Raw genomic sequence first — 4931 nt, 5'->3', positions numbered from 1 at the left:
TTGCGATGCCGTTCTGTCGATCAGTGCTTTGGCGCCGACACTCCACGCTAGGTAAATCGAGCTTACCAGCAAGCCAGCTACCAGCCAGTTGCGTGCCGCCCTGTCTCGGCCTGGCTCATTCGTTTGCTGCGAGGATTGGGAGGTTAGCCGCCAGGCAGCAATAACCCCTGTCAACAAGGGTACGGTGTACAACGGATCAATGATGAAGATTGTCGCCCACATCACTGGCGGGGTCTTCATGGGCCAGAACAACTGGGTACCGTAGACGGTAAAAGCGTCCAGCAAAGGATGCGTTATCAAGGCAAGCCAGATCGCCAACAGCCACCGCAACGGGGATCCCTGCACCAGGCTGCTGCGGGATTTGAGCGCTAACCAGAACAATAATCCCAACACCGTTAACAGCAGGAGTGAATGCGATGGCCCCCGGTGCCAGGTCACTTCTGTAACAACGTCACTGTTGAACAATTTAAACCAAAGCACGTCCAGATCGGGCAACGTCCCGAGTACACCGCCAGCCAGTATCGCCATGCGCCGATGGCGTGGGGGAACGACAACTGCAGCAACACTGCTGCCTAGAACAATTTGTGTTAATGAGTCCATGATAGGCTCCAGCGGCCTGCATTATCGAACTGTTGGGCATGCGCTTTAGCAAGACGTTGAACATTGCGCGCAATCAGGGCGACAGGATGGCCAACCTTGTCAAAACGGCGAGCAACCGCGTGGGAGATACCCGGGCCGTGTCCACAGATAAGAAGGGTGTTTTTCATCGTTCATACTCCAGTAACAGGTAAAATCACAACTCCAACGTTTTAGTTGGAATTTACTATAGTATGATTACGCGACAACCACAACCGATAGTTAAGAGAGTAAAAAATGGCCTGGGATACTGAAGGGACGAAACGTAAAATTCTGCAAGCAGCGATGGCTGAATTTGCCCAGTTTGGCCCGAATGGCACCACCCACGAACGGATCGCCAGGCTGGCTGGAGTCAATAAAGAACGTGTTTACAATTACTTTGGCGACAAGTCGGCGTTATTCGCAGCCGTGTTACGCAATGAACTAGCCAAGGTGGCACTGGCTGTGCCTGTAGAATCTTTTGCTGTCGAAGATATTGGCGACTACGCTGGCCGTGCCTATGATTATCACCTCGAAAACCCTGAGCTTAGCAGACTTATGCGCTGGGAAGGACTAGCTTACGACGCAGAGGTGCCGGACGAAGAACTGCGACGTGAATACTATGGGTATAAGGTTCAGGCGGTGACCGACGGGCAGCACCAGGGAGTGGTTACCCAGGCCCTTGACGCCGATCACCTGGCTTTTCTGATATTGGCTCTGGCCGGATGGTGGTCTGCAGTGCCACAGGTCGCGCGTATGTTAACGGGGCCAGACAGCGCTGAAGAACATGTCAGACGGCGAGCTTCTGTCGTAGAGGCTGCCCGGCGCCTGGCGACAGCCCCATAAAATGAATGAGGGAAAAAGCTCGGGTAATACCAATTAAGCAAAATTACGACAGTAGCGTTTCTCAGTCATAATAAGTGCACAAGGGGCGCTGCATGTGCGCCCCTTGGTCTTCCCTGAGCAAGATATTAAATACGGGCGGCTTCCGGCAATTTCTGCAGATAGTGGCCAACCAGCAGGGCCAACAACAGCATCACGCTGATAAAGGCGGCTACGCCGCTCCAGCCAAAGTTATGCCAGAACACGCCGCCCAGCGTTCCGGCAACGCTGGAGCCTACGTAATAACAGAACAGATACAGTGAAGAGGCCTGGCCTTTGGCCCGGCGTGCACGGCGGCCAATCCAGCTGCTGGCAACCGAGTGGGCGGCAAAGAAACCGGCGGTGAACAACATCATGCCAATAAAGATGGCAGCGACAGGGGCGAGAGCGGTGATTAGTATCCCGATCAGCATAATTAAAATGGACGCAAGCAGCACCGGGCCACGACCAAATCTGGAGGTCAGGGCACCCGCCTTGGGCGAACTGTAAGAACCAGTGAGATACACCACCGACAGCAGGCCCACAATTGCCTGGCTAAGATGATAAGGATCGCTCAGCAGGCGGTAGCCGATGTAGTTGAACATCGTCACAAAACTGCCCATCAGCAGGAAACCTTCGGCAAACAGCAGCGGCAGCCCCTTGTCGTGCCAATGCAGCTTAAAGTTAATCAGCAACGTTCTTGGCCGCAATGAACTGGCGCGAAAGTGCTTGGACGCGGGCAGAATGCGCCAGAACATGCAAGCCGCCGCCAGGGCGAACACCCCAATCACCGCCAGCGAGATCCGCCAGGAGAAGAAATCGGTGAGCACCCCGGTCACCAGGCGTCCGCTCATCCCTCCGATCGAGTTGCCGCTGATATACAGGCCCATAGAAAAAGCCACGAAGCTAGGGTGGATCTCTTCGCTCAGATAAGTCATACCGACAGCCGCCACCCCGCTCAGCGAAAGCCCAATCAGCGCCCGCATCAGCAAGATACCGTGCCAACTGGTCATAAAGGCACAAATCAGCGTACAGACCGCCGCCAACAGCAAGGCCACCACCATCACCGACTTGCGGCCAATCGCGTCTGATAACGGGCCGGTAAACATCAGGCCGATGGCCAGCAGCCCAGTGGAGAAGGAGAGGGAAAGGCTGCTCTCGGCAGGGGAAATGCCAAAATCGTGCGAAAGCACTGGCAAAATCGGTTGCACGCAGTACAGCAACGCAAAGGTCGCCAGACCGGCAGAGAACAGTGCCAAGGTTACGCGCATAAACTGCGGTGTACCGCGTTCGATGTAGGGGAGTTTATTCAGCGTGGTGCGTTTAGTTGTTGGAGCACTGTCAGGGGCAGGCAGCGTTTTTGGCATACTGGCCGCAGAACGCGAAGCGGTTGTCACAACTGTTCCTTACCGGGGTCGGGAGATGAAAAACAGGTATTGAGTCACAAAATCATAGGGAGTGGCCAGTTTTTTGTCTAATATATTAATCATCCTAATTGAGATGTTTAAAGTATGAATATCGAACTCAGACATTTGCGTTATTTCGTAGCCGTCGCTGAAGAACTGCATTTTGGCCGGGCAGCGGAGCGGCTACGGATTTCCCAGCCGCCCCTTAGCCAACAGATCCAGGCGCTAGAGGAAATGGTGGGTGCGCGTTTACTGGCGCGCAATAACCGCAACGTCAGCCTGACCCAGGCGGGGGAGATGTTCTTAAAAGAAGCCTATCAGGTGCTTGCCCAGGTCAGCCGGGCAGCAGAAAAGGCGGCGCGACTGGAGCGTGGCGAACTGGGTGAACTGACGATTGGTTTTACCTCTTCGGCGCCGTTTATCAGCATCGTTTCACGTAGCTTGCGAGCGTTTCGCCAGTTATCACCGGATGTGCATATCAAAATGCGTGAGGTGAACACCAAGCAACAGCTTGAGCCGCTGTTAAACGGCGATCTGGATCTGGGCGTGATGCGCAATACCCGCTTGCCGGACGCGTTGCAGCATCAGTTGCTATTACGCGAACCCTTGCTTGCTGTGGTGCCGAATGGCCACCCGTTAATCCAAAAGGCACCAGGCACGCTGCGTTTCAGCGATTTGGCCCTGGAACCCTTTGTGTTTTTTTCCCGTGAAGTGGGCACCGCGCTGTACGACGAAATTCTGGCATTGCTGGCCAATGCCGGGATCGCCCCTTACATCACGCAGGAAGTGGGGGAAGCGATGACCATTATCGGTCTGGTTGCGGCGGGGCTGGGCATTTCCATTTTGCCGATGTCCTTTGGCCGGGTGAAGATCGACGGGGTAACCTATCTGCCCTTAGCCGAGCCGGAGGCGATGACTGAGGTCTGGTTGGTGCATCATCGTAGCAGGCCGGTAACGTCAGCGGCCAGGGCATTGATGGCGCTGATGCTCGATCCCAAAGCTGGGTAAATAAGAGGCGTTTTTGGCGGAAAGCTCGGTGAATTTGTGCTGTTAATCACATAACGAATCAAATAGTTGACGCTGTATTCCAAAAGCCCCACCATAGCCTCTAATCTTTATTTAGCAGCGCGAAAAATAGCAGGAGCGGGTGTGTGATTGCGGATGGGCAGCCTGGGCATATTGATCAGATCAAGCAAACCAATGCAGGGGCAGTTTACCGGCTGATAGATCGGCTGGGACCGATTTCGCGCATCGAATTATCCAAGCGGGCACAGCTGGCACCTGCCAGTATCACCAAGATCGTGCGTGAACTGCTCGAGGCGCATCTGGTTAAAGAAACCGAATACCAGGAAATAGGCAGTCGCGGTCGCCCGGCCGTTGGCCTGGTGCTGGACACCGAAGCCTGGCATTACCTCTCTGCACGTATCAGCCGTGGCACCATTACTCTGGCGCTGCGCGATCTCAGTAGCAAGATGGTGGTTGAAGAACTGCTGCCGTTAAAAGCCGAACATCCGGAGCCGTTATTACAACGCATCGTCAGCGAAGTAGACCAATTCTTTATCCGCCACCAAAGCAAACTGGAACGGTTAACCGCCATCGCCATTACGCTGCCCGGCATGATTGATACTGCCGCGGGTGTTGTTCACCGCATGCCGTTTTATGAGGTTAATGAAATGGCGTTGGGGCCAGCGCTAGAGACACTGACGGGCCTGCCGGTGTATGTTCAGCATGACATCTGCGCCTGGACAATGGCAGAGGCACTGTATGGCGCGTCCCGTGGCAGCCACAACGTCATTCAGATCGTTATCGATCATAACGTTGGTGCAGGGGTGATCACCAACGGACGCGTACTGCATGCGGGCAGCAGCAGCGTGGTGGAAATTGGTCACACGCAGGTCGATCCTTACGGCAAACGCTGCTATTGCGGCAACCATGGTTGCCTGGAAACGGTCGCCAGCATTGAAAACATGCTGGAAATTGCCCAGCAGCGTCTGGGGGGCTCAATGTCTTCCATGCTGCATGGCGCGCCATTGACCGTGGAATCCTTAT

The 4931-nt window shown here is 54.8% G+C and carries 6 protein-coding genes; 3 read left to right on the top strand and 3 right to left on the bottom strand.

What is annotated here, in order from left to right; all coding sequences use genetic code 11:
* Positions 1 to 600, bottom strand: a 600-nt coding sequence (locus ACLQ7H_RS22725) for a metal-dependent hydrolase (protein ID WP_411754615.1), incomplete at its 3' end; no start/stop codon positions are given.
* Complete coding sequence (locus ACLQ7H_RS22720) at positions 588 to 767, bottom strand: hypothetical protein (RefSeq protein WP_411754614.1); 180 nt, start codon at positions 765 to 767, stop codon at positions 588 to 590. The genes ACLQ7H_RS22720 and ACLQ7H_RS22725, both read right to left, overlap by 13 nt.
* 106 nt (positions 768 to 873) lie before the next feature.
* On the opposite strand from ACLQ7H_RS22720, the gene ACLQ7H_RS22715 reads away from it, so the two are divergent.
* A complete protein-coding gene (locus ACLQ7H_RS22715; RefSeq protein ID WP_411754613.1) occupies positions 874 to 1461 on the top strand; it encodes a TetR family transcriptional regulator in 588 nt (195 codons plus the stop codon).
* 125 nt (positions 1462 to 1586) lie between these two features.
* Here the strand turns inward: ACLQ7H_RS22715 and ACLQ7H_RS22710 are convergent, their stop codons facing one another.
* A complete protein-coding gene (locus ACLQ7H_RS22710) occupies positions 1587 to 2843 on the bottom strand; it encodes an MFS transporter (RefSeq protein ID WP_411754616.1) in 1257 nt (418 codons plus the stop codon).
* 144 nt (positions 2844 to 2987) lie between these two features.
* Between ACLQ7H_RS22710 and ACLQ7H_RS22705 the strand changes: the two genes are divergently transcribed.
* The gene (locus ACLQ7H_RS22705; RefSeq protein WP_411754612.1) at positions 2988 to 3890 is read left to right on the top strand and encodes a LysR family transcriptional regulator; all 903 of its coding nucleotides are present in this window, start codon (positions 2988 to 2990) and stop codon (positions 3888 to 3890) included.
* Positions 3891 to 4033: 143 nt separating this feature from the next.
* Positions 4034 to 4931 (top strand): ROK family protein (locus ACLQ7H_RS22700; protein WP_411754611.1); only part of this gene is annotated, 898 nt, incomplete at its 3' end.

Source organism: Serratia sp. (in: enterobacteria), assembly GCF_046715635.1.
Classification (GTDB): Bacteria; Pseudomonadota; Gammaproteobacteria; order Enterobacterales; family Enterobacteriaceae; genus Chania.
The sequence above is the reverse complement of the archived record's forward strand: the minus strand, read 5'-3'. Positions and strand labels throughout refer to the sequence as shown.